The sequence below is a fragment of the Stackebrandtia albiflava genome (genome assembly GCF_007994225.1).
Taxonomy (GTDB): Bacteria; Actinomycetota; Actinomycetes; order Mycobacteriales; family Micromonosporaceae; genus Stackebrandtia; species Stackebrandtia albiflava.
Map to the genome: position 1 here is coordinate 101,926 of NZ_VLLL01000005.1, position 24,464 is coordinate 126,389.

Here is a 24,464-nt window from a genome sequence, read left to right on the forward strand (position 1 = left end):
TGACCGCCATCAACCTGAATGTTAACCTCCCGTTGCATACGAGTCACATGGTAAGACATCGTCTTCATATGTAGACAGGAGTTACGATATGTTCCGTGGTCGCCCCCGGACCCGGTTCGTGACGACGGCGTTGGCGGCGGTTCTCATCGGTGCGACCGCGGCATGCGGCGGCGGACCCGTGGAAGCCGAACAGGACCCCAACGCCGCGCTCGACATCTGGATCCGCAAACCCCCGGACTCGCCCACCGCCCAGACCGCCCGAGACCTCGCCGCCGCCTTCACCGAGGAGACCGGCATCCCCACCGAGGTCACCGCCATCTTCGAGGACTTCGAGACCAAACTCCAGCAGGCCGCCTCCCAACAGGACCTGCCCGACATCGTCATCAACGACACCGCCCAGCTCAGCACGATGGCCGGACAGGGCATCGTCCGCGAGATCGACCCCGCCGACATCGAGGGCGGCGACACCCTGACCCCCCGCTCCTGGGACGCCACCCGCACCTACGACGGCAAGACCTACGCCGTCCCGTTCTCGGCGCAGTCGTTCGCGCTGTTCGTCCGCAAGGACTGGCGTGAGGCCGTGGGAGCCGAGATCCCCACCGACTGGGACGAACTCCAGGCGCTCGCCGAGGACTTCACCACCGAGGACCCCGACGGCAACGGCGAGGACGACACCTACGGATACGTGGTGCCCGGTTCGACCAAACGCGGCTACACCGCCTGGTACTACTCCAGCTTCCTGTGGTCGGCCGGCGGCGACTTCGTCACCGCCTCCGGCGACGGACTGGCGCCCGCGATCGACTCCGAGGCGTCGGTGTCGGCGCTGCGGTGGTTCCAGGACTCGATGTGCGACGGCACGGTCGTACCCGACGCGGTCACCCTGGAGACCAGCCAGGCGCACCCGCTGTTCGAGTCCGGTGTCGCCGGCATCTACTTCACCGGCCCCTACATGATGTCCCGGTTCGACGAGAACCTGGGCGCCGACAAGTACGAGATCGTCGCGCTGCCCGCCGGCCCCGGCGGAACGTCCAGTGTGCTCGCCGAGGGTGAGAACGTGTACCTGATGGCGGGTTCCGCCAACGAGGCCGGGCAGGAGCGGTTCGCCGAGTTCGCGGTGTCGGTGACGGGACAGACCATCGGCATGGCGGGTGACACCGCGGGCAACATCGTCCGGTTGCCGGTCAACACCGAGGTGGCGATCGGTGACGTCCGCACCGACGAACGCTGGCGGATCTTCGACGAGGTGTACCGGGAGTCCGGCCGCTACGTCCCGACCGTTCCGGAGTGGACACCGCTGCTCCAGGCGTCGGCCGAGAGTTTCAACACCATCCTCGCCGACTGCGGCGTCGACGTCGCCACCGAACTCGGCGCCCTCGCCACCACGATGGCCGAGGAACTGGAGAAGCAGGGGGCGACCGGCTGATGACGACGACCGGTCACCCGGTGACGGCCCGCCCGGTGGACGCCGAGCCCGTGCCGTCACCGGGTCCGGCGCGGCGCCGGCGCCGGTTCGGTCCCCACGCGCTGCGCAACCTGCTGGTGGCCGCCGTGTTCCTGGCGCCCGCGCTGCTGATCTTCCTGGCGTTCAAGTTCATCCCGATGGTGCGCGCCGTCGAGATGAGCTTCCACGAGGTGCGGCCGTACCTCGGCAACCTCTGGGTCGGCCTGGAGAACTACCGGACACTGCTCGACAGCGACGACTTCCTGCCCGCCGTGTGGCACACCGTAGTCCTCGCCGTGGGACAGACCGGCGGCTCCATGGTGGTCGGTATGGTGCTCGCGCTGCTCCTGGAGGGCGGCGCACGTCACCTGTGGTTCATCCGCACCGCCGTGTTCCTGCCGACGGTCGTGGCGCTCGCCGTGATCGCCGAGGTCTGGCGGGTCCTGTACTACCCGGGCGAGGCGGGGGTGGTCAACTCCCTCATCGGATGGGTGGGACTCGGCCCGTCGCAGTTCTTCAACTCGGCCGACACGTCACTGTGGTCGGTGATGTCGGTGGGGATCTGGCGCGGCGCGCCCTACGACATGATGATCATCCTCGCCGGTCTGGCCGGAGTCGACCGGACCCTGTACGAGGCCGCCGCCGTCGACGGCGCCACGATCCGGCAACGACTGTGGCACGTGACCTTCCCGGCGCTGCGACCGGTGTTCGCGATCCTGTTCACTCTCGCCGCGATCCGGGGCCTGCGCGTGTTCACCGAGATCTACCTGCTCACCGACGGCGGACCCAACGGCTCCACCGAGGTGATCATGACCCTGATGTTCAAGCTCGGGCTCGACCGGTCCGAACTGGGTGTGGCGTCCGCCGGATCCATCATGCTGCTGCTGGCGACGGTCGTCCTGACCCTCGCGGTGCAACTGGCGCGCCGCCGCCGCGCCGACCGTCCCCGGAAGGAGGCGCCGTCCCGATGAGCCGTACCGAACGCTTCGACACCGCCCTGGGTTTCACCACCGCGAAGGGGCCGGTGATGCGGGTCGTCCGCTGGCTGGTGTACGCGGTGTGCGTGGTGGTGTTCGCCGGGCCGCTGCTGTCCCTGCTGGTCAACGCTTTCACCCCCGTCGCCAAGCCGACCGAGCTGACCCTGATCCCCGACGAGATCACATTGGACAACTTCGCCCGGGCGTTCGACCGCGGCGTACTGGGGTACCTGTTGAACTCGTTCTTCGTGGTCGGGTTCGGGCTGCTGTTGCAGATCCTGGTGAGCCTGTCGGCGGCGTACGCGCTGGCGCGCAAGCGGTTCCCGGGGATGCGGCTGGTGTTCCTGCTGATCCTGTCGACGATGATGCTGCCCGAGGAGATCCTCGCCATCCCGTTGTCACTGGTGCTCGCGGACGTCCCGCTCGTCGGCGTGGACCTGACCGGGACGCTGCTCGGCATGATCATCCCCGTCGCCGCCTGGGGCTTCTCGATCCTGGTGATGACCGAGTTCATGAAGGAGATCCCGGTCGAGTTGGAGGAGGCGGCCCGGATCGACGGCGCCGGGGAGTTCCGCATCTTCTTCTCGGTCGTGCTGCCGCTGTGCCGCCCCGCGCTGGGCGTCATCGGCATCTTCGGCTTCGTGATGATCTGGGACCAGTACATGCTCCCGCTGCTGGTCGCCGACGACGCCGGCCAGTACACCCTGCCGCTGGCACTCCGCACCCTGCGCACCGACCCGGAGGTGGGCCTCGGAGTGCTGCTGGCGGCGTCCCTGCTCGCGCTGTTGCCCTCGGTCATCGCGTTCCTGGCGATGCAGCGCCAGTTCATGAAGGGCCTCACCTCGGGCGCGATCAAAGGCTGACGCGCCCACGACAACGGAGAATCCAAATGAGACAAAACGGTTTGATGTCCTTCCCGCTGACGCCGTTCGGCGCCGACGACACCGTGGACCTGGAGGTCTACCGGGAGCACCTGGCGGCGCAACTGGCGGCGGGACCCGACAGCCTGTTCGTCGCCTGCGGCACCGGCGAGTTCACGGCGTTGTCCGTCGACGAGTACCGCGACGTCGTCACCACCGCCGTCCGGGTCGCGGAGGGCCGGGTACCGGTGGTCGCCGGCGCGGGGGGCGGACCCCGGTTGGCGCGGCGCTTCACCGAACTGGCCGCCGAATGCGGCGCCGACGGCGTCCTGCTGCTGCCGCCCTACCTGGTGGAGACCACACCGTCCGGTGTGGTCGATCACGTGCGGTACGTCGCCGAGACGAGCCCGCTGCCGATCACCGTCTACCAGCGCGCGAACGCGGTCCTCGACCCGCCGAGCGCGGTGAGTCTGCTCGACCTCGACAACGTCGTCGCCGTCAAGGACGGTCGCGGCGACGTGGACGCCATGCTGCGCATCGTCACCGCCGTCAGGCACAGTGGACACCGCCGCGCCGCCGAGTTCGGCTTCCTCAACGGCCTGCCCACGGCGGAACTGTCCGCCCAGGCGTACCGGGCGATCGGTGTTCCCAGCTACTCATCGGCGGTGCTGTGCTTCGCGCCCGACATCGCCACCGCGTTCCACCGCGCGCTCGACACCGGTGACGACCGGGTGGTGTCGACCCTGCTGACGTCGTTCTACCTGCCGTTCGCGGCGTTGCGCGCCCAGGTCCCCGGATACGCCGTCGCCCTCGTCAAGGCGGGCGCCCGGCTCGGCGGGTGGCCGGTGGGACCGGTCCGGCCCCCGTTGGTGGAGGCGCGCGAGGAACACGTGGCCGGGCTGGCGGCGATCCTGGCCGACGCCCGCGCGGCACTGGCCGCGGTGTCGGGAACGGCGGTGACCGCATGAGCCTCCCGATCCGTGAGGTCCGGGTGACACCGATCGCGTTCCCCGACCCGCCGCTGCTCAACGTCGCGGGCGTCCACCAGCCGTGGGCGCTGCGCACCGTCGTGGAGGTGGACGCCGGTGACGGTCTCGTCGGACTCGGCGAGACCTACGGCGACGCGCCGCACCTGGACCTGGTCCGGCGGGCGGCGACCGCGTTGACCGGCCTGGACGTCTGGGACCTCAACGGCCTGCGCGCCAGGGTCGCGGCGGCGCTCGGCGTCGTCGACGAACCCGACCGGCACGGCCTCACCGGACCCTCCAGCGCCGAGAAGACCCTGGCGCGCGTCGTCTCGCCGTTCGAGTCCGGATGCCTCGACGTGGCGGGACAGGCGACCGGACGGCCCGTCAGCGACCTGCTCGGCGGCAGGGTGCGCGACCGGGTCCCGTTCTCGGCCTACCTGTTCTACAAGTGGGCGGCCCACCCCGGCGCCGAACCCGACGAGTGGGGAGAGGCCCTGGACCCGGACGGTGTCGTCGCGCAGGCGCGCAGGATGATCGACCGTTACGGATTCACGTCGATCAAACTCAAGGGCGGCGTGTTCGCGCCCGATGCGGAGGTCGAGGCGATCAAGGCGCTGCGCGCCGCCTTCCCGGACCACCCGCTGCGGCTGGACCCCAACTGCGGCTGGACCCCCGCCACCGCGATCCGGGTCGCGAAGGCCACCGAAGGACTGCTGGAGTACCTGGAGGACCCGACACCCGGAATCGACGGGATGGCCGAGGTGGCGGCGGCCACCGGGATGCCGTTGGCCACCAACATGTGTGTCATCGGCTTCGCCGACATCGCCGAGGCGTTCACCAAACGCGCGGTCGGTGTCGTGCTGTCCGACCACCACTACTGGGGCGGCCTGCGCGCCTCCGCCGCGCTGGCGGAGATCTGCCGCACCTTCGGGGTGGGCGTGTCGATGCACTCCAACAGCCACCTCGGTGTGAGCCTGGCCGCGATGGTGCAGCTGGCCGCCGCCACGCCGAACCTCGGCTACGCCCTGGACACCCACACGCCCTGGCAGTCCGGAGTGGACGTCGTCGCCGAGCCGTTGCGGTTCCACGAGGGCGCGGTGACCGTGCCCGACACCCCGGGCCTCGGCGTCACGCTCGACCCCGACGCCCTGGAACGCATGCACCGCGACTACCTCGACTGCGGGATCCGGGAACGCGACGACACCGGCTACATGCGAGGCTTCGTGCCGGACTTCACCAGGAGGACCGCCGCATGGTGACCCTCGCCGGACACGCCTACCCGTGGGACGTCGTGGGCGACCCCGGATTCACCGACCGGGTGCGGGCTGCCGGAGTCGACTCGGTGACCCTGGCGGCCTCGTACCACTCGGCGCGGGCCGCCACGCCGCTGCACCCGGCACACCAGCTGGTGGACGCGCGCGACGCCGCGCTGTACCGGCCGATCCGGGAGTCGGTCTGGAGTGGCCGGCGCCTCCGCCCGATCGCACCACAATGGATGGAGACGGCCGACGGGTTCGGTGAGGCCGCCGACGTTCTCACCGGCGCCGGGATCCCCGTCGCCGCGTGGATCGTCCTCACCCACAACACCCGGCTCGGCCTGGCCCACCCCGACGTCGCCGTCGTCAACTGTTTCGGCGAGCCCTACCCGTACGCGCTGTGCCCCGCCCACGCCGAGGTCCGGGACTACGCGGCACTGCTGGCGGCCGAAGCCGTCCGGGACGGTCCCGTGACGGCCGTGTCGGTGGAGGCGTGCGGGCAACTCGGCATCGGTCACCTCGGGCACCACGAGAAGACCGACGGGGCGTGGACACCGGCGGCGCAACGCTGGTTGTCGGTGTGCTGCTGCGCCGCGTGCCGCGCCGGCTGGCGTACGCACGGCCACGACCCCGAGCGGGTGGTTGCCGCGCTGCGCGACGCGGTACGGGGCGAGGCCCACGGCACACCGGCACCACCCCACGACGACCTCGCCGAGGCGGTGCTCGCCACCCGGCACGGCAACGTCGACCTGCTGCGCGGCGACGTACTCACCGCACTGCGGGAGGCCGCACCCGGGGCCGAGATCACCCTCCACGGCAACCCCGACCCGTGGGCGACCGGGCCGTCCGTCGGCATCACCGACACCACCGCCGCCGACGTGGACGCCCTGCTGGTCCCGGCGTGGCCGACCACCGAGGCCGCCGCGGCTATCGTGGCCGGAGCCGCCGCGCACGGCAGACCGGTGGACGCCTACGTCACCGTGCTGCCGCCGACCGACCGGAGCGCACTGCCCGGCCACGTCCGGCGGCTCGCCGCCGCCGGCGCCACCCGGTTCAGCCTCTACCACCTGGGGTTGGCCCCGGCCTGGCGGCAGGACTGGTTCACCGACATCAGGGAGGCACTGGCATGACGGAGACGATCACCGGCCGCGCGGCGGCCGCCGCACCGGGATTCGCGGCGACACCCGCCGCCCGGCGACGCGACCTGCTGCACGCCTGCGCCGCCGCCCTGGCCGCCGCCGGGGACGAGGTCGTCGCCACGGCGGAAGCCGAATCCGGACTCACCGAGACCCGGTTGCGCGGCGAACTCGACCGCACCGTCAACCAGTTGCGGCTGCTCGGCGACTTCGTCGCGGACGGCCGCCACCTGCCCGGCATCGAATCGCCCGGCGCGGCACCCGGCGGCGGAGACGTCATGATGGCATCCGTACCGGTGGGACCGGTCGCGGTGTTCGCCGCGTCCAACTTCCCACTCGCCTTCGGGGTGGCCGGAGGCGACACCGCCGCCGCACTCGCCGCCGGATGCCCCGTCGTCGCCAAGGCACACCCGGCGCAACCGGCGACGTCACGGCTCATCGCCGGAATCATGACCGCCCACCTCCCCGACGGCTGCTTCGGTCTCGTCGAAGGCGGGGCGGAGGCGTCCATCGCGCTGGTCACCGATCCGGCGATCAAGGCGGTCGGGTTCACCGGTTCGCTCGCCGGCGGACGGGCACTCATGGACGCCGCCGCCACCCGGCCCGATCCCATCCCGGTGTACGCGGAGATGGGTTCGCTGAACCCGGTGTTCGTACTGCCCGACGCCGCCTCCGACACCGGATGGGCCGGCACCCTGGCGGCGGCCGTCACCGGTTCCGCCGGGCAGTTGTGCACCAAGCCCGGACTGATAGTGCTGCCGGACACCGACGCGGGCGCGGCGCTGGCCGCCGAACTGTCCCACGCCGTCGCGGCGGTGCCCGCCGGGCACGCGATGCTGACCGAGGCGATGGCCGACGCCCACCGGGCATGGCTCACCGAGGTCGAGGGCCGCGACGGCACGGTCGTCACGGCCGCCGAACCGGGCGACGGCGCGCGGCCGTTCGCCGTCGAGGTGCCGCCGGAGTCGTTGACCGGGGACCTGCTGGTCGAGCACTTCGGCCCGGCCGTGGTGTTCAGCCGGGTGCCGGTGGCCGAGTACGCCGACGTCGTCGACCGGTTGGAGGGCAGCCTCACCGCCACGCTGATCGGCACCGACGCCGACCACGACGTCGCCGCCGGTCTGCTGCCGGGCTTGACCGGCAAGGCGGGCCGGGTGATCTGGAACGGTGTCCCGACCGGCGTCGCGGTGTGCGACGCGATGCTCCACGGTGGACCGTGGCCGGCCACCTCCGCGCCCTGGTCCACATCGGTCGGTACGTACGCGATCGCCCGGTTCCGCCGGCCCGTGGCACTCCAGGGACTCCCCGCCGCCCTCCGGGCCACCGCCGCCCCCGCCTGACCACGATGGGCCGCCCGGCTCTTGCGCCGGGCGGCCCACGAACCGCCCGCCCCGGATTCCCCGCTCGGCCCGGATTTGCAGCCCGGCCCGGACTTGCGGCTCGGGTCGGACGTATGGCTTGAGGCGTGCTCACGGCCCGGGTCCGACTTATGGCCGGGGCTGAACTTACGGCTTGGTCCCCGCCCGGTGGCTCTTCCTTCCGCTTGGTCCCCGCCCGGTTGGCCTGGCGTCGCAAAGTGCGTACGTTTTGCTCATTTATGCGTCGTTTGCCTGAATCTGGCGGGGACCAAGCGGGGCGGGGTGGGGGGCGGTGGCTCGGTCTGGCGGGGGCGGTGGCGGATTCGAGGGGGTGACCGTTTCCGCCATGGGGACGTCGGTGCTGGTCGGGGCGTGGTCCCGGCCGGACCTCGACGGGGCATCCGCATCGGCGGGCATCCGTTTCCGGTGAGCCGGGATGTCTTGCGTGCGGAACCGGTTCCCGGCGCCGGAGACGGCTCCGGTCCGATCGCGGGCCGGGCGCGAACCGGCCGGGCACGGCCCGACCGGCACGACCCGACCGGCACGACCGACAGGACCGGCGGAACCGGCCGCACCCCATACCCCGTCGACGTGGTCGACACCCGCGCGGTGACCACAGTAGAGGTGAACATGACATCCAGACACAGGACCGGCGTCCACCGCCACGGGTGGCGGAGCCGATCGCGATGGGCGGCGGTCACCGCCGCCGCCCTCCTGGCGACCGTCGTCCCGGTGGTGACGCCGCCGGCGGCGGTCGCAGAACCCGTCGCCCCGATCGAATGGCCGCACGGCGACGACGCCGTCACCCTCATCACCGGTGACCGGGTGACGGTCCGGAACGTCGACGGGACGCCGCAGCGCACCGTGACCCCGGCCGAGGGCCGTGAGCACATCCGGTTCGTGACCCGGCAGATCGGCGGCGACCTGCACGTCATCCCGGAGGACGCCGGGCGGCTCATCGCCGACGGCGTGCTCGACCGCCGGTTCTTCGACATCACCACCCTCGTCGCCTGGGACTACCAGGACGGCGCCCGCGACGACATCCCACTGCTGGTCCGTTCCGCCGAATCCCTCGGACTCGCCTCCACCGGCCGGCTGTCCTCACTCGGCCTGGCCACCGCCCGGCAACCGAAGGAGTCGGCCGCCGCGGCGTGGCGGGAGTTGGTCGCGGCCGACGGCGTGTCCACACTGGCCGCCGGGGACACCCGGATCTGGCTGGACGGCAGGCGGAGCATCGCCCTGGACACCAGCGTCGGGCGGATCGGGGCGCCCGAGGCGTGGGAGGCCGGTTACACCGGCGAGGGTGTCACCGTCGCCGTGCTCGACACCGGCGTGGACGCGAACCACCCGGACCTGGCGGGGCGGTTGACGGAGGTCCGCAACTTCACCGAGATGCCCGACGCCACCGACCCGGTCGGGCACGGTACCCACGTCGCCTCCACTATCGCCGGGACCGGCGCCGCCTCCGACGGCCGGTACACCGGTGTCGCGCCGGGCGCGAACCTGCTGGTCGGCAAGGTCTGCGAGTACGACTGGTGCATGGACTCGGCGATCCTGGCGGGCATGGAGTGGGCCGCGCGGAGTGGCGCGGACGTGGTCAACATGAGCCTCGGTGGCCCGGACGGTCCCGAGGTGGATCCGTTGGAGCAGGCGGTAACCGAGCTGACCGCCGAATACGGGACACTGTTCGTCGTCTCCGCCGGGAACGAGGGGACCGACCTGTCCGTCGAGTCGCCCGGCAGCGCCGCCGTGGCCCTGTCGGTGGGCGCGGTGGACGACGCGGACTCGCTCGCGGACTTCTCGTCACGCGGGCCGCGCGTCGGTGACCACGCCCTCAAACCCGATCTCACCGCGCCGGGTGTGGGGATCGTGGCCGCGCGGGCGGCGGGAACCGAGATGGGCGAGCCGGTCGGCGACGGTTACGTGGCCGCCTCGGGTACCTCGATGGCGACGCCGCACGTCGCCGGTGCCGTGGCGCTGCTGGCGCAGCGGCACCCCGACTGGACTCCGGAGCGGTTGAAGGCGCACCTGATGGGTTCCGCGCGGCCGAACCCGGATCTCGCGCCGTACCAGCAGGGCGCCGGCCGGGTCGATGTGGCCGCCGCGGTCACCGGGCGGGTCCACGCCACTCCGCCGAGCGTGTCGGCGGGTCTGGCGGCGTGGCCCAGGCAGCCGGGCTCATCGGTCGTGACGCCGGTGACCTACCACAATACGTCCGATGTGGACGTGACATTGGACGTGCGGGCGACCGGCGCACCGGCGGGGATGGTCACGCTGTCGGCCGGCTCCGTGACGGTTCCCGCCGGCGGTGACGCGACGGTCGAGGTGACCGTCGAACCGACCGCCGGTGACGTCGGGTTCCACGGCGCGGTGATCACCGCGACCGGCGGTGACACCACGGTGGTGACGCCGCTGCACCTGACGAACGAGGGGGAGACCTACACGGTCACCTCCCGAGTGGTGGACCGCAACGGCGATCCGGCGGCGGGAGCCGCCGCGATGACGATGAACCCGGCGACCGGTGAATACCACACCTACACGGCCGACGCCGACGGTGTGGTGGCCGCCCGGTTGCCGGTCGGCTCCTACCACTTCGACGTCGGGGTGTACACCCCGCTTCCCGACGGCGAGGCGTCCTTCAGCCTGTTGCTGCGGCCGCTGGTGGAGGTGACCGGGGACGTCGAGTTGACCTTCGACACCCGGGAGGCCGCCGCCGTCACCGCCGAGGTGACCGATGTGGAGCCGGCGCCGCTGCCGACCCGGTTCGAGTTCTCGTACCAGCGTGAGGGCGACGTCATGCCGATGGGCGCGACGGTGTCGAACGTGCTCGATCGGGTCTACATCGGCGCGGTGGGTGAGCCGGTTCCCGGCGACGAGTTCTGGAGTCTGTTCTCCGGCCACTTCATCGGCGCCGACGACGCGGGCGAGGTGGACCCGGCGGGGCCGATGTTCCTGGTGGGGTTGGAGGTGGATGGCGTGCCGGTCGGCTACGACCTGCGGCTCGGCACCGAGGACTTCGCGAAGGTGTCCCACCGGTACCGCGCGCAGGGCGCCCACACCCTGGGTATGCAGAGTTGGACGCTCGTCGTACCGCAGCGCTTCGGTTTCGGCTACTTCGCCGACATCACCACACCCGGTGAACGTGTCGACTACGTGACGCCCACCGACCGCGCGGAGTGGTCGTCGGGCTTCACGCAGTTGGACGAGGTCTCGGGCGAGGCCGTATTCGACGAGGAACGCCCCTCGACGGACTACCGTGCCGGTGGTACGTACCGGAGTGAGTGGAACACCGCGGTGTTCGGTCCGGCGGTCGCCTCGGTCTCCCGGGACGGGGACGCGTTGTCGGTGTACGTGCCGATGTTCGGTGGTCTGTGCACGACCGGAGGCTCCATGGTGGACTCCGGTTTCACCCGGCTGTACCGGGGCGACACCCTGCTCGGTGAATCCGACCGGCACGGTTCGGGCGACTTCACCGGGCTGTCCGACGGCACCGGATACCGGTTGGTGACCGAGGCGCGTCGCGGTGCGGACGTGTCACCCTTCTCCACGGTGGTGGGAGTGGAGTGGGCGTTCACCGCACGGGACGGCCTCGCGCCGACCCTGCTGTCGGTGGCCTTCGCTCCCCGCGGCCTCGATGAGGCGAACCACGTCGCCGCCGGGGAACGGGTGTCTGTCCCGGTGGCGGTGACGAACACCACCGGTGACCGCGTCCGCCCGGCCGCGCTGGCCGTCGAGGTGTCGTTCGACGACGGTGAGACCTGGCGCGAGGTGACCCTCCGGTACGGCGGCGTGTCGTTCCGGACCCCCGAGGGAACCGGGACGGTGTCGTTGCGGGCCACCGCATTCGACGCCGACGGCGGCTCGGTCACCCAGACGGTCATCGACGCCTTCGGGTACCGCTGACGAGGTCCTCGCGACTCCGACGACCCGGCCGGTGGGCACGGCGGAACGGGCCGTGCCCACCGGCCTGTCCGATCCGGTCAGCGTGACAGGACACTCAACGCGCCACGGATCGATGTCTATACGGGTGGTGCCCGCCCGGGCGCCACCCGACCGCCGAAGCGGGACGTCCCACGGCGTTCCGGCACAGGAGGAGAGATGACATCGAGACGTGGAACCGGAGGGCTCGTCCGCCGAGTCCTCCGGAACCCGACCGGACCGGCCGCCGTGGCGGTGGCCGGACTGGTGACCGGACTGCTCACGGCAGCCGTGGCGTCCCCCGCGCACGCCGACCCCGGCGCGTCCGGCCACGACCACGGCGACGCCGTGACGATCACGCTCATCACCGGCGACAGGGTGACGGTCCGCGCCGACGCCGACGACGCCACACCTCACATCCGGCCGGGTGAGGGCCGCGAACACATCATGTTCAGCGTCGGCCGCAAGGGTGACGGCTTCTACATCGTGCCCTCGGACGCGGCACCGCTGATCGCCGACGGCATCCTCGACCGGCGGTTGTTCGATGTCACCGCACTGACCGGGTTCGGCTACCACGACGCCGCGCGGGACGACATCCCGCTGATCCTGGGCACAGTGGACACGAACGTGACGGCGACCGCCGGAACCCACGTCCGGCAACGGCTCGACGCCCTGGACATGATCGCCACCGAGCAACCCAAGGACTCGGCCGCCGACTTCTGGGAGACCGTCACCGGTGACCGCCCCGGGACCCTCGCGACCGGCGTCACCGAGATCCGGCTCGACGGGAAACGGCGGCTGCTGACCGACACCAGCGTCGACCAGATCGGGGCACCCGAGGCGTGGGCCGCCGGATACACCGGTGAGGGCGTCACCGTCGGTGTCCTCGACAGCGGCGTCGACACCTCACACCCCGACCTGGTGGACCGGATCGCCGAGGCCCGCGACTTCACCGGCGGCGACGACCCGGTGGACCGCCACGGGCACGGTACGCACGTGGCCTCGATCATCGCCGGGACCGGCGCCGCGTCCGACGGCCGGTACACCGGTGTCGCGCCCGGCGCGGAACTGTTGACCGGCAAGGTCTGCGACGCCGACGGCTACTGCCGCGACTCCGACATCATCGCCGGAATGGAGTGGGCCGCACAGCAGGGCGCCGCCGCCGTCAACCTCAGCCTCGGCTGGGACGATTTCCCCGAGATCGACCCGGTCGAACAGGCCGTCGCCGACCTCACCGCCCGATACGGGACCCTGTTCGTCATCGCGGCGGGCAACTCCGGAGCCGACCGGTCGGTGACCTCGCCGGGCAGCGCCACGGCGGCGTTGACGGTGGGCGCGGTGGACGCCGAGGAGGCGTTGGCGGAGTTCTCGTCGCGCGGTCCGCGCGTCGGCGACCACGCCGCGAAACCGGACGTCACGGCACCCGGAGTGGACATCACCGCGGCGCGTGCCGCCGGTACGGCCATGGGCACCCCGGTCGACGACCACTACACGACGGACTCCGGTACCTCCATGGCGACGCCGCACGTCGCCGGAGCCGTGGCGTTGCTGGCCCAACAACACCCCGAATGGACACCCGCGCAACTCAAGGGTGTCCTGATGGGCACGGCGAGCCCGAACCCCGAACTCGGGGCCCACGAGCAGGGCGCGGGGCGCGTCGACTCCGCCGCCGCCCTCTCCGGACGACTCCACGCAGACCCGGCGGGCGTCTCCGCCGGAATGGTGCAGTGGCCGCACGAGACCGGCGAGACGATCCCGGTACCGGTCACGTACCACAACCCGACCGGCGACGAGGTCACATTGGACCTGGCGTTGCCCGGCGGTGGCGGCCTGTTCGGCCTGGCCGCCGACTCGGTCACCGTCCCCGCCGGCGGGAAGGCGACCGTCGAGGTGCGCGTCACTCCCGCCGCGACCGACGCGACCGGGTTCCTCTCCACGCGCCTCGTCGCCACCGCCGAGGGCGTCACGATCACCACTCCCGTCCACCTCACCAAGGAGGTCGAGAGTTACGACCTCACCGTGCGGTTCCGGGACGGCCACGGTGAACCGGCCGAAGCCGACGTGATGCTGCTTCCGCTGGACGGCGACGCGCGGTCCGTGGGCGACTACGTGTCCGGTGAGTGGAGCCTGCGGTTGACCGCCGGCGACTACCACCTCACCGGGGTCGTGCTCACGCCGCGGTCGGACGGTGCGGACCCGGCCCTGTCGATGCACTCCGATCCGCGGTTGGAACTGACCGAGGACACCACGATCGTGATGGACGCGGCGCGCGCGGCACCGGTGTCGATGACGGCGCCGCGGAACGGTCTCACCCCGCAACTGACGAGCGTCATGACCGGGCGGCCCGGAGCGCGGTTCAGCACCCACGGCATGTGGGGTTCGGTCTTCGACGGGATGGCCACCGAGAATCTCGGCGACGGTACCGACCCCGGCGTGCTGACGACGGTCGCGGCGGGTTGGACCGGAGCCGCCGCCACCGACGCGACCTGGCAGGCGGTCGTCCCGGTGACCGGGCTCCCGACGGGGTACCGGCGCGATCTCCTCGACGCGGACTTCGCGAAGATCCGCAGCACGTACCGGGCGCAGGGCGTCGACGCCGAGGGGTACAAGTCCTGGATCGCGCAGACGGACCTGGGGTCGGACATCGTGTTCCACGTGCCGGTCGGCATGCCGTCGACCCGCAACGAGTTCGTGTTCGTCGCCGAGGAGGTGGAGTGGGGTGTCGAGTTCGGCCAGTTCTCCACCGGCACCGAGGAGGAGATCGAGTACAACGAGTTCGACTGGCACGCCGGTGACTACCGGCCCGGCGAGACGTACCGGGAGTCGTGGAACACCGCGATGTTCGGGCCGTCCACGCATCCCGACGCCACCCACACCGAGCGCGTCGGCGACGAGCTGATCGTCTTCACGTCGATGCTCAGTGGACACACCGCCCGGGACGGCAGCGACGCGATGCACACGAGCGGTTGGACGAGGCTGTTCCGGGACGACGCCCTGGTGTTCGAGGGCGACTACGCCGGTCACGTGCGTCTCGCCGGACTGCCCGCCGAGACGGCCGACTACCGCATGGTGACGAAGCTGTCCCGCGACGGCGGCGTGTCGCCCTTCTCCACGTCGATCCTGGCGGAGTGGGCCTTCACGTCGGCGGCGGACGCGGTCTCACCGCTGTTGTCGGTCCGGTTCGCGCCCAGGGGACTGGACATGTACAACCACGTGCCCGCGAACGACCGGGTGCGGGTGCCGCTGTCGGTGGTGGACTCCACCGGCGCGATCCGGGACGACGCCGTCGTCTCGGTGGAGGTCTCGTTCGACGGCGGCGCCACCTGGGAGACCGGGACGGTGCGTGACGGCCGTCTGATCCTGGACACGCCGGAGGGAACCGGGACGGTGTCGCTGCGCGCCACCGCCTCGACCGGCGACGGCTCGGTCACCCAGACGGTCATCGACGCCTTCGGTTACCGCTGAGACCCCGGCTTGGTTGGTCATACGACGGTGAGACGGCCGGTTTCCGGGCCGTCATCCCACGATGTGGGGTCGTATGGCCAACCAAGCCGTTGTGAGGGTCAGGTCAGGTGGGGTTGGAGTTCGCCGGCCTGTAGTCGCCGGCCGAGGTCGTCGCGTAGCCACCGCGCGTGCGCGGCGGACTCGGCGGGGAAGAACCACTCCCGGTGCCGTTGCCGGTAGTCGGAGTCGAGGTTGTAGACGACGACCCGCCGGTTCCGCCATCCCAGCAGTTCGAACAGTCCCGTCAACGGCATGGTGAGCAACGCCAGCAGCCAGCAGATCGCCAGCCAGACGGCGATCGGCAGTGCCAGGCCCACCGCGATGAGCCCCAGTTCGGGAGCGTCGCCCAGGTGCAGCAGCACCTTCAACAGGGTCGGGGTCCGGGGCCGCCACAGCGTGCGACGGCGACCGACCCGCCACCTGTCGCGGTTGCGCGCGGTCACCTTCACGGCCGGCCGGCCGTGGGGTTGTCGAGGGAGGGGTTCACCTGCATGTCGACCATGATGCCTCGCCGTCGCACGACCCCGCCGGGTCAGGGTTCGCGCAGGTAACCGGGCGGGACGGCGGCGGTGAGCCACACGCCGTTGTCGGTGTGGTGGAACACCGCGCCGGTGGCGGCGAGCCGCGCGGCCAGGACGGTGAGCACCACCGGCCGCCCCCGCCGGCCGCCGACCGTGCGGGCGGTCGCCCGGTCCGGTGACAGGTGGACGTGATGCCGGTTCCCCGGCAGGAGGCCCTGTTCCCGGATCGAGGGCAGGAACCGCCCGACGGTGCCGTGGAACAGCAGTTCGGGTGGTGACGCCGGTGCCAGGCCGAGGTCCACGGGCACGCTGTGTCCCTGCCGGGCGCGGATTCGGTCGCCGTCGAGGGCGAATCGCCGCTTGTCGTTGTCGCGGACCAGCCGTTCCAGTTCCGCCCGGCCGATCGGGCGGCCCTCGGCGGCGAGTCCGGCCAGGACGGCGTCCACGTCGGCCCAACCCGCCTCGTCGAGCTTCACGCCGGCGGACGCCGGATCGTGCCGCAGGATGTGGGCGAGTCGTCGGCTGACGGATTCGGAGCTTCGCATCGTGGGGTCCAGTATGGGCGGCGCGGTGGTGACGCGCCACCGGTTATCCTGCGGGCGGCCCGTTCCGGCTCTCGGCCGAGATGCCGCCCCGGACCGTGACGGTGGCCTCGATGGTGGCGGTCAGGAACTCGGTGATGACCGCGCGTTGTTCCGGGCTGAACCGGCTCCACACCCGGGCGTACTCCGCGGCGAGCGGCGCGAAGAAGTGCCTGCCGAGTTCCCGTGCCCGGTCGGGCATCGCCAGTTCGATCCGGCGCCGGTCGGTGGTGCTGCGGCCCCGGTTGACGTGCCCGATGGCCTCCAGGCGGTCGAGGAGCGCGGTGGTCGCCGAGGCGCTCAGGTGCAGGGAGCGGGCGAGCTGGGACGGGGAGATCGGCTGCCCCCTGCGTTCGGCGTCCATGATGACCACGAGCGCGTTGAGGTCGGTGCGGTGCATGTCGTGGGCCTCACCGAGCATCTCGGCGAAGCGGTCGGATTCCACGGTCAGTTGACGCACCAGGCGGATCAGTCGGCCGTCCGGTGACTCCGTCGGGGTCGGCTCGTCCACGCCAACCCTCCTTTCGATGTGAGTCCTCACGACCGACCCGCTACCCGGATTCGGCTCGTTGTCGCATGCGGCATTGAAGCAATATCAGCCATACGCCGCCCGATACCACCCCGGCGGTCGTATATTTCGAGCATCGAACTATATTGGCGCGGCGAAACGGATTCCGGGGGCGCCGGACCGGGCAACACCTTCCCGGGTGACCACGGCCTCGGGGGACAGGAGGAGCGGCATGACCGACACACCGACCCGTCGCCGACTGCGGTGGCTGCTGCCGGCGCTGGTGGTGCTGGCGTGGCTCGCCCTGGGAGCCTTCAGCGGGCCGTTCGCCGGGAAACTGAGTTCCGTCGTCATCACCGACGACGCCGCCTTCCTACCGGCCTCGGCCGAGGCGACCCGGGTCACCGAACTGCAACGCACCTTCTCGACCGAGGACGTGACCCCCGCGATCGTGATCGCCGCCCGCGACGGCGGACTGGAGACCGACGACCTCGCCTACCTGGAGGACGTCGCCGCCCAGGTCCGGGACCTCCCGCAACTCTCCGGTGACCCCTCACCGCCCATCCCCTCCGAGGACGGGGAGGCCGCCCAACTGATCGTCCCGCTCGACGCCGACGACGAACCCGACACCGGCGTGGAGAAGCTGCGCGAACTACTGGCCGAAGACGTCCCCGACGGCCTCACCGTCCTGGTGACCGGGCAGGCCGCGCAGGCCGCCGACCTTTCCGAGGCGTTCGCCGGAATCGACGGGATCCTGCTCCTGGTGGCGGCCGGAGTCGTGGCACTGATCCTCGTGCTGGTGTACCGGTCACCGATCCTCCCGGTCGCGGTGCTGCTGTCGGGCGTCTTCGCACTGGGGGTCGCCAGCCTCGCCGTGTACCTGCTGGCAGACGCCGGAACCCTCGACCTCAACGGCCAGAGCCAGGGGATCCTGTTCATCCTCGTCTTCGGCGCCGCCACCGACTACGCGCTGCTACTGGTGGCCCGGTTCCGGGAGGAACTACGCCGCACCGAGGACCGCTACCGCGCACTGGCCGCGGCGTGGCGCGGCACCGTCGAACCGATCCTGGCGTCGGCCGGGACCGTCGTCCTGGGCGTGCTGTGCCTGCTGTTCAGCGACCTCAACTCCAACCGGTCACTCGGGCCGGTCGCCGCGATCGGGATCGCGGCCTCCGTGCTGGCCTCCATCACCTTCCTGCCCGCCGTGCTCGCGCTGCTGGGCCGTGCGGCGTTCTGGCCGCGCCGCCCCAAGACCACCGAGGACTCGACCGCGCCGGGGCTGTGGGGGCGGGTCGCCCGCCTGGTCGGCAGGCGGCCACGCGCGGTGTGGGTGCTCACCACGCTGGCGCTCGCGGTCGGCGCGGCGTTCATGCCCCAGTTGAAGGCCGACGGGGTCGCGCCCTCCGACTTCTTTCTCACCCGGGTCGACTCCGTCGACGGAGCGGACCTGTTGGCGGAACACTTCCCGGCCGGCGCGGGAGCGCCCACCGTCGTCATCGCCGACGCGGACCACGCCGAGGAGGTCGTGGCCGCCGCCCGGGTCGACGGTGTCGAGGACGCCGGGGTCGCGCTGAACCGGCAGACCGGTGAACCCGTGATCGCCGACGGCCTCGCCAGGATCGACGTGGTGTTGACGGACCCGGTGGACTCCGAGGCCGCGTTGGAGACGGTGCAGCGGATCCGGGACGCCGTCCACGCCGTCCCCGGCGCGGACGCCCTGGTGGGCGGCCCCAGCGCCATCCAACTCGACACTCAGCTCACCTCGGAACGCGACCGCGACGTCATCATCCCGATCGTGCTGCTCGTGGTGTTCCTCGTGCTGGCGGTGCTGCTGCGGGCGATAGTCGCCCCACTGCTGTTGATCGCCACCGTGGTGCTGTCGTTCGCGGCGACGCTCGGCGTGTCGGCGCTGTTGTTCAACCACGTGTTCGGCTTCGTGGGAGCCGACCCGGTGGTCCCGCTGTTCGGGTTCGTCTTCCTGGTGGCGCTCGGCATCGACTACAACATCTTCCTCATGACCCGGGTCAGGGAGGAGGCCGCCACACTCGGCACCCGGGAGGGGACGCTCCGGGGCCTGACGGTGACCGGCGGAGTGATCACCTCGGCCGGGGTGGTGCTGGCGGCGACGTTCTCGGCCCTGGCGGTCATCCCGCTGCTGTTCCTGGCGCAGTTGGCGTTCATCGTGGCGTTCGGCGTGCTGCTGGACACGCTCGTCGTCCGGTCGCTGCTGGTGCCCGCGTTGACCCTCGACGTGGGCCGTAAGGTCTGGTGGCCCTCGCGCCTGGCGCGCCGTGCCGACTTAGCTCACGGCCGGCGACGGGGACTCCGAGAAGCAACCCGTCGCCAGCCGGGACCGCCAGCTCGGCCAGTCCTCGGGGCCGTACCGGGACGCCACCCGCAACGGGACCGCGTCGCGCGACACCATGCGCGCCCTGGTCACCCGGTATCCCAGACGTTCCGCGTCGGTACGGGGACGGGCGTCGGCCGTGGACTCGAACCGCATGTCCACACTCCACCTGACCCGGCCGGAACGGTTCTCGGTCCCGGTGTGCACCAACAGGTTCGTGAAGACCAACAGGTCACCGCGCCGCATCGGCAGCAACACCGCGGGGGAGAACCGCGCCCGGTCCGCCGCCGCCCGGTACACCCGCTCCGGATCGTCGTCGGGTCCCACCGGTCTCCCCGAGGCGTCGGAGTCGACCAGCCCCCAGCGGTGGGAGCCCGGCACCACCGCCATACAGCCGCCGTCCACGGGAGCGTCGGTCAACGGCAGCCACACCTGGACGAGGTTCCACAGCATCCCCTCGACACCGGGGCCGTAGAACTGGGCGTCCTGGTGCCACGGGAGCCGGTCGAGGTGCCGGGAGACGTACGGGCGCAGGTGCGAGTTCCCCTGGTATGTGATCTCGTCTCCCAGTAGCCGCCGCAACGGGGAGAGCAGCTCGGGAGAGGTGACGATCCGGTGGTACGCCTCGCAGCGCAGCCGGCGCCGCCACTCCCGTACCGGCGGCGCCTCGTCGCCGTACACCTCCGCGATCCGCCTGTCGAACGGCAGGTCTGCGAAGGTGCCCGGGATCCGGCCCGCGGCGTGTCGTTCGGCCGCCACCTCCGCCACCCGCCGCCCCAGTACGGCGATGAGCGGGTCGGTGACGTGGTCGGGGACGACGTCCCGCAACACCAGGTAGCCGTTCTCCCGGAATCCGTCGACGTCCATCGGGGCTCCTCGCGGTGTGTGTGCCTGCGTGACGTCCCACCGTGCCAGGCCGCGGCCTCTCCGTCCGTCGGTTATCCGACGGGAAGGCGGTCTGTCATGCTGGAGTGGCACGAATGTCCGTTCGAGACCCGGGGGTGGGGCGTGACGACGACAGCCGACGCGGTGGTGATCGGGGCCGGGCACAACGGTCTGGTCGCGGCGAACATGCTGGCGGACGCCGGATGGGACGTGGTGGTGCTGGAGGCCACGCCGTACGCCGGCGGCGCCGTCCGCACCGCCGAGGTGGCGGCCGAGGGCGTCCCCTCGGACCTGTGCAGTTCCTTCTACCCGTTCGGGGCCGCCTCGACCGTCCTCCAGTCGTTGGGACTGACCGACTACGGCCTCCGCTGGGTGTCCTCGCCCGCCGCCCTCGCGCACGTCATGCCCGATCGGCGGGTCGCGCTGTTGAGCCGTTCGCCGGAGGGCACCGCCGAATCGGTGGCCGAGTACGCCGATGCCGACGGTCAGGCGTGGCTCGACCTGTACGACCAGTGGCGGCGCGTGTCGCTGCCGTTGCGGAAGGCGTTGTTCCAGCCGTTCCCGCCGGTCCGCCCCGCCCTGAGCCTGCTCGCGCGGCTCGGCACGCCGGAGGCGCTGCGGCTGGTGCGGAGGTTGCTGCTTCCGGTCCGGGAACTGGGCGAGGAACTGTTCCGGGGCGAGGGCGCCCGGGTCCTGCTCACCGGGAACGCGCTCCACAGTGACGTGTCGCCCGAGGGGGCGGGTTCCGGCGTGTTCGGTTGGCTGTTGGCGATGATCGGGCAGGAGTTCGGTTTCCCGGCGGCGGCCGGTGGCGCGCAGTCGATCACCGACGCCCTGCTGCGCCGGCTGGCCGCCGGCGGTGGCCGGGTGGTGTTGGAGGCCCCGGTGGAGCGCGTAATCGTGGGCGGCGGCAAGGCCCTGGGGGTGAGGACGGCGGACGGCCGCGCGTGGCGTGCCCGCCGTGCGGTCCTGGCCGACGTGCCCGCCCTGACGCTGTACCGGGAACTGGTGGGCACGTCGCACCTGCCCGCCCGCATGGTGTCGGACCTGGCGGGATTCCGTTACGACCGTCCCATCCTGAAACTCGACTGGGCGTTGAACTCGCCGGTGCCGTGGAAGGACCACCGGCTCGGCCTCGCCAGCACCGTCCACATCGGTGGTGACACCGCCGGGTTGACCCGGTCGGCCGCCGCGCTCGCGGCCGGGGACGATCCCGCCGAACCGTTCGTGCTGTTCGGGCAGCCCGACGTGGCCGATCCCGGCCGGTCACGACCCGGGACGGAGGCGGCCTGGGCCTACACGCACCTGCCGCAGCGGTACGCCGAACTGTCGGCCGGGGACGAGCGGATAGCCGCCTATGTGGAACGGATCGAGGCGCGGCTGGCCGATCTGGCTCCCGGTTTCCGTTCCACGGTCATCGGCCGATACGTGCAGGGCCCCAAGGAGTTGTACGAGAAGAACCCCAGCATGGTGTGCGGTGCGCTGGGTGCGGGCACCTCGTCGCTGGGGCAGCAGTTGATCTTCCGTCCGGTGCCGGGGCTGGGCCGGGCGGACACCCCGGTCGAACGCCTGTACCTGGCGAGTGCCGCCGCGCACCCGGGCGGCGGTGTCCACGGCGTGCCGGGTGCCAACGCCGCGCGGTCAGCGTTGCACGCGGCCGGGCCGGTCACAGGGGCGTTGTACCGTGCGGCGATCCGGGGAGCGCACCGGTTGGTCTACTGAGGTCACGCCGGGTCGCGATGTCGGCGAGCCGGCGCAGTGACTCGTTGTGGCGGCGGTGCAGCAGCAGGTCGTTGACCACTGCCCTGGTGCCGCGCAACGGTTGGCGCTCGGGATGTTCGGTGAGTACGACCCGGGTGCCGCGGCCTTCTCGCGCCAGCAGCCGGAACTCGGTGTGGAGCCGTCCGAGTGGCCAGTGGGCCCGGATCGCCAGCAGGTGCCGTGCCTGGCAGCGCACCACCTCCAGCCACCGCGTCTTCAGCAACGGCCACTGGCCGGTGAGGACCCGCATGCGCGATCCCGGGTGCGGCCAGTGGCGGTCGACGTGACAGACGTGGGCGACGCCGACCATCCAGTCGCCGTAGGTCCAGCCGTCGGCCAGCACCGCGAAGACCCGGTCGGTGCCGGTGCCGATCACCGTGGTGTTCCGCGACATGTCGACTCCCTTCGGCCGGCACGACGATATCCGATGACCCCACGTGTCGGTCCGCGCCGTGCGGCGGCGGCGTCCGGGAACGCGGACGGGTGAAAGTTAGCTTCGATGGCTTTACATGTATTGAAGCTTTCTGTCAGGATGGCGGCACAGCCACGTGACCCGCCGGTAACCACCGGCCGCCCGGACCCACGGGCGAGGTGGCCCGGCGGACGGCGTGGCCGACAACGTCCCTGCGACGCCACCGAACAGGAGTACCGATGACGTCCCCAACCGGCATGTCCCGGCGAGCCGTCCTCGGCGGGCTCACCGGACTGGCGGCCGTGGCCACGATCCCGGCACTGGCCACCGCCGCCCACGCCGAACGCCCCCGAGCGGTCCCCCGGCCGACCTTCTACAGTTGCGCCGACTGGGGGGCGAGGCCCCCGAACGGCACACCCCAGTACATCGCCACCCCGCCGAACAAGATCGTCGTGCACCACACCGCCTTCCCCAACGTCGAGGACTACTCCCTGGAGTACGCGTTCCAGAACTCGCGCGACATCCAGGACCTCCACATGGACCAGAACGGCTGGATGGACTCCGGCCAGCACTTCACGAACAGTCGTGGCGGGTACCTCACCGAGGGCCGGCACGGTAGTCTCGACGCGCTGTCGGCCGGTGACGGCATGGTCCAGGGCGCGCACTGCGTCGGCCAGAACACCCAGGCGATCGGCATCGAGAACGACGGCAGCTACCACCTGGGTGACCCGGTGCCGCAGGCGCAGTGGGACAGCCTCATCGCCTTCTGCGCGTTCGTGTGCTCCCAGTACGGGATTCCGGCCCAGGAGATATACGGCCACCAGGACTTCAACTCCACGTTGTGCCCCGGTGGCATCCAGGACCGGTTGCCGGAGCTGCGCGACGCCGTACAGGCGGTGCTGAACGGATAGTCCACAACAGATCGACCGGGGCGTCCGTGCCTCGCGGGCGCGACGTCCCCTTTGGATTCGTCAGTGCGGATCCGAAGGGGCGTCGTGCCATTCGCGCTGTTCAGTGCCGTGTGGCGCGAACCTAAATTGTCGATTAAGTCCGGTGGCGGTCTTGCCCGGTCCACAATGGTTGCGCCATGATATCCCGTATCCGGCGCGTTCCAGGCGCCGGTGATCCGCGAACGGCCGGCCCGGGCCGAGCGGACGGACACCGGCACGCCGAACGGAGTGGGCACCGTGAGGCGGGTCCGGACGCCGTGACGCCCCGGCCGGCCCACCCCGCACCGATTGGAGTCCCCTCCATGAACCGTTCCCCGGAAACGCCCGGACGCCCCCGAGCCCCCCGGCTGCTCGTGGCCGTCGTCTCCGCCGTCGTGATGGCGGTCGGACTGCTGACCGCGACCTCCGCCCCCGCCCAGGCGGAACCGGCCACCAACGCCAACCCCGCCGGCATCGACGTCTCGCACTGGCAGGGAGCCATCAACTGGACGGCCGTGCGAAACGCCGGCATCGAGTTCGCCTGGATCAAGGCGACCGAGGGCACCAGCTACCGCGACCCGCAGTTCAACAACAACTACCCGAACTCCTACTACGCCGGTGTCATCCGCGGCGCCTACCACTTCGCGCGGCCCGGCGCGTCCAGCGGCGCGGTACAGGCCAACTTCTTCGCCTCCAACGGCGGCGCCTGGTCCGCCGACAACCGCACCCTCCCGGGAGCGCTCGATCTGGAGGCCGGATGCCACGGCCTCTCGCAGACGGCGATGCGCAACTGGATCCTCGACTTCTACAACACCTACAAGGCCCGCACCGGACGCGACGTCGTCATCTACACCACCGCGAGCTGGTGGTCGAGCTGCACCGGCAACTGGACCGGGATGGGATCGCGTTCACCGCTGTGGGTGGCGCACTGGGGAGTGTCCAGCCCGCGCATCCCCGCCGGGTTCCCGACCTGGACCGCCTGGCAGTACACCGACAACGGCAGGGTCAGCGGCATCTCCGGTGCCGTGGACCGCAACAACTTCAACGGTTCCCGGGCACGGCTGCTGGCCTTGGCCAACAACACGCCCTAGCCACCCGGTAC

At 71.3% G+C, this 24,464-nt stretch carries 17 protein-coding genes and 1 pseudogene; 13 read left to right on the forward strand and 5 right to left on the reverse strand.

Annotation, left to right across the window (positions count from 1 at the left end):
* Positions 1 to 88: 88 nt before the first annotated feature.
* From LX16_RS01315 to LX16_RS01355, 9 genes are all read left to right on the forward strand, one after another.
* Entirely contained in the window at positions 89 to 1,423 is a 1,335-nt protein-coding gene (locus LX16_RS01315) for a sugar ABC transporter substrate-binding protein (protein ID WP_147131843.1), read from the forward strand.
* Positions 1,423 to 2,412 carry a carbohydrate ABC transporter permease gene (locus tag LX16_RS01320; protein WP_147131846.1) on the forward strand — a complete coding sequence of 330 codons (990 nt, stop codon included), beginning with the start codon at positions 1,423 to 1,425 and terminating at the stop codon, positions 2,410 to 2,412. The genes LX16_RS01315 and LX16_RS01320 overlap by 1 nt, the downstream gene beginning before the upstream one ends.
* Entirely contained in the window at positions 2,409 to 3,281 is an 873-nt protein-coding gene (locus LX16_RS01325) for a carbohydrate ABC transporter permease (protein ID WP_147131849.1), read from the forward strand. Before LX16_RS01320 ends, LX16_RS01325 begins: the two co-directional genes overlap by 4 nt.
* Positions 3,282 to 3,307: 26 nt before the next feature.
* Complete coding sequence (locus LX16_RS01330) at positions 3,308 to 4,246, forward strand: 5-dehydro-4-deoxyglucarate dehydratase (protein WP_147131852.1); 939 nt, start codon at positions 3,308 to 3,310, stop codon at positions 4,244 to 4,246.
* Positions 4,243 to 5,505: a glucarate dehydratase family protein gene (locus tag LX16_RS01335; protein ID WP_147131855.1), complete on the forward strand. Its 1,263-nt coding sequence runs from the start codon at positions 4,243 to 4,245 to the stop codon at positions 5,503 to 5,505. Before LX16_RS01330 ends, LX16_RS01335 begins: the two co-directional genes overlap by 4 nt.
* A complete protein-coding gene (locus tag LX16_RS01340) occupies positions 5,499 to 6,632 on the forward strand; it encodes a hypothetical protein (RefSeq protein WP_147131858.1) in 1,134 nt (377 codons plus the stop codon). Before LX16_RS01335 ends, LX16_RS01340 begins: the two co-directional genes overlap by 7 nt.
* Positions 6,629 to 7,978, forward strand: a complete 1,350-nt coding sequence (locus LX16_RS01345) for an aldehyde dehydrogenase family protein (protein ID WP_147131861.1) — start codon at positions 6,629 to 6,631, stop codon at positions 7,976 to 7,978. Before LX16_RS01340 ends, LX16_RS01345 begins: the two co-directional genes overlap by 4 nt.
* Positions 7,979 to 8,626: 648 nt before the next feature.
* Positions 8,627 to 11,899, forward strand: coding sequence for a S8 family serine peptidase (locus LX16_RS01350; RefSeq protein WP_147131864.1), 3,273 nt, complete (start codon positions 8,627 to 8,629; stop codon positions 11,897 to 11,899).
* 195 nt (positions 11,900 to 12,094) lie between these two features.
* On the forward strand, positions 12,095 to 15,379 hold the full coding sequence (locus LX16_RS01355; RefSeq protein WP_147131867.1) for a S8 family serine peptidase: 3,285 nt from the start codon (positions 12,095 to 12,097) through the stop codon (positions 15,377 to 15,379).
* Between the two features lie 98 nt (positions 15,380 to 15,477).
* Here LX16_RS01355 and LX16_RS01360 read toward each other — a convergent pair whose 3' ends face one another.
* The 3 genes from LX16_RS01360 to LX16_RS01370 all read right to left on the reverse strand — a co-directional run bounded on the left by LX16_RS01360 (position 15,478) and on the right by LX16_RS01370 (position 17,031).
* A complete protein-coding gene (locus LX16_RS01360) occupies positions 15,478 to 15,861 on the reverse strand; it encodes a hypothetical protein (protein WP_147131870.1) in 384 nt (127 codons plus the stop codon).
* Between the two features lie 89 nt (positions 15,862 to 15,950).
* Complete coding sequence (locus LX16_RS01365) at positions 15,951 to 16,484, reverse strand: RNA 2'-phosphotransferase (RefSeq protein WP_147131872.1); 534 nt, start codon at positions 16,482 to 16,484, stop codon at positions 15,951 to 15,953.
* Positions 16,485 to 16,527: 43 nt separating this feature from the next.
* Positions 16,528 to 17,031 carry a MarR family winged helix-turn-helix transcriptional regulator gene (locus LX16_RS01370; RefSeq protein ID WP_211354224.1) on the reverse strand — a complete coding sequence of 168 codons (504 nt, stop codon included), beginning with the start codon at positions 17,029 to 17,031 and terminating at the stop codon, positions 16,528 to 16,530.
* Between the two features lie 229 nt (positions 17,032 to 17,260).
* Here LX16_RS01370 and LX16_RS01375 point away from each other — a divergent pair.
* A pseudogene (locus tag LX16_RS01375) lies at positions 17,261 to 19,318 on the forward strand (MMPL family transporter); the annotation flags it as partial.
* 9 nt (positions 19,319 to 19,327) lie between these two features.
* Here LX16_RS01375 and LX16_RS28135 read toward each other — a convergent pair.
* Positions 19,328 to 20,242 (reverse strand): phytanoyl-CoA dioxygenase family protein, encoded by a 915-nt coding sequence (locus LX16_RS28135; RefSeq protein ID WP_147136820.1) that lies wholly within the window; start codon positions 20,240 to 20,242, stop codon positions 19,328 to 19,330.
* 96 nt (positions 20,243 to 20,338) lie between these two features.
* Between LX16_RS28135 and LX16_RS01385 the strand changes: the two genes are divergently transcribed.
* Complete coding sequence (locus LX16_RS01385; RefSeq protein WP_147131875.1) at positions 20,339 to 21,982, forward strand: phytoene desaturase family protein; 1,644 nt, start codon at positions 20,339 to 20,341, stop codon at positions 21,980 to 21,982.
* Here LX16_RS01385 and LX16_RS01390 read toward each other — a convergent pair.
* Entirely contained in the window at positions 21,927 to 22,415 is a 489-nt protein-coding gene (locus LX16_RS01390) for an SRPBCC family protein (RefSeq protein WP_211354227.1), read from the reverse strand. The two genes, LX16_RS01385 and LX16_RS01390, sit on opposite strands and share 56 nt — an antisense overlap.
* A gap of 257 nt (positions 22,416 to 22,672) precedes the next feature.
* On the opposite strand from LX16_RS01390, the gene LX16_RS01395 reads away from it, so the two are divergent.
* Both LX16_RS01395 and LX16_RS01400 read left to right on the forward strand, forming a co-directional pair.
* Positions 22,673 to 23,344 carry a peptidoglycan recognition protein family protein gene (locus LX16_RS01395; protein WP_147131878.1) on the forward strand — a complete coding sequence of 224 codons (672 nt, stop codon included), beginning with the start codon at positions 22,673 to 22,675 and terminating at the stop codon, positions 23,342 to 23,344.
* Positions 23,345 to 23,685: 341 nt separating this feature from the next.
* A complete protein-coding gene (locus LX16_RS01400; protein ID WP_147131881.1) occupies positions 23,686 to 24,453 on the forward strand; it encodes a GH25 family lysozyme in 768 nt (255 codons plus the stop codon).
* The last annotated feature ends 11 nt before the right edge of the window (positions 24,454 to 24,464 follow it).